This is a genomic window from Mesorhizobium sp. M5C.F.Ca.IN.020.32.2.1 (assembly GCF_004023105.1).
In the GTDB taxonomy this organism is placed as follows: Bacteria; Pseudomonadota; Alphaproteobacteria; order Rhizobiales; family Rhizobiaceae; genus Mesorhizobium; species Mesorhizobium wenxiniae.
Genome location: NZ_RZSX01001313.1, coordinates 1 through 1,164, shown reverse-complemented (window position 1 = coordinate 1,164; position 1,164 = coordinate 1). Strand labels below are relative to the sequence as shown.

Annotated in this window: 2 protein-coding genes; both read left to right on the top strand. The window is 65.4% G+C overall.

Annotation, left to right across the window (positions count from 1 at the left end; translation table 11 throughout):
- A partial coding sequence (locus EOA86_RS35590) for an ABC transporter permease (protein ID WP_164892366.1) occupies window positions 1–425 on the top strand: 425 nt, incomplete at its 5' end.
- Window positions 422–1,164: ABC transporter ATP-binding protein (locus EOA86_RS35585; protein WP_164892365.1), on the top strand; the 743-nt coding region annotated here is incomplete at its 3' end. The genes EOA86_RS35590 and EOA86_RS35585, both read left to right, overlap by 4 nt.

Genomic DNA, 1,164 nt, shown 5'->3' with positions numbered 1-1,164 from the left:
TTGGCATTCGCGGCAGCGGCACCACCCCCGCCTTCCTCGCGCTGTTCCTCTATTCGCTGCTGCCGGTGGTGGCCAACACCGTGGTCGGCCTTGCCGGCGTGCCGCGCGCCGCCAACGACGCCGCCCGCGGCATGGGCATGACCGATCGCCAGCGCCTGTTCGGCGTCGAGTTTCCGCTGGCTTTTCCGGTCATCCTCACTGGCATCCGCATCGTGCTGGTGCAGAACATCGGCCTCGCCACCATTGCCGCGCTGATCGGCGGCGGCGGCTTCGGCGTCTTCGTGTTCCAGGGCGTCGGCCAGACGGCGATGGACCTGGTGCTGCTCGGCGCCGTGCCGACGGTGGCGATGGCCTTTGCCGCCGCCATCATCCTCGACGCAGTGATCGAAATGACCGCCACCAAGCGCAGGGTTGAAACGGCATGATCGAGATCGAAGGCATTACCAAGCGCTATGACGCGACGACCGTCGTCGACGACGTGTCGATGCTGATAGAACCACGCACCATCGCCGTGATTGTCGGCACTTCCGGCTCCGGCAAAACGACGCTGCTACGCATGATCAACCGGTTGGTCGAGCCGACCTCGGGCGTCATCAAGCTAGACGGCGCCGACAACCGTTCGCTGCCCGGCTACGAACTGCGGCGCAGCATCGGCTACGCCATCCAGGGCCACGGCCTGTTTCCGCACCGCACGGTGGCGCAGAACATCGCCACCGTGCCAGTGCTGCTCGGCTGGGACAAGGCTCGCATCAAGGCCCGCGTCGAAGAGTTAATGACGCTCTATCAGCTCGACCCCGAGGCGTTCGGGCCGCGCTATCCGCACGAGCTTTCCGGCGGCCAGCAGCAGCGCGTCGGCGTTGCCCGCGCGCTTGCCGCCGAGCCGAACGTGCTTCTGATGGACGAGCCGTTCGGTGCCCTCGACCCGATCATCCGCAATAAGGCGCAGGAGGATCTTCTGGCGATCCAGAAGCGCTTTGGCACCACCATCATCCTCGTCACCCATGACATGGAGGAGGCGGTGCATATGGGCGACAAGATCGCGGTGATGGATGCCGGCAAGCTGGTACAATATGCCAAGCCCGCCGAGATCCTGGCGAAGCCGGCCAGCGCCTTCGTCGAGACACTGGTCGGCGCCAGCGAAAAACCGTTCAGACTGCTGTCGCT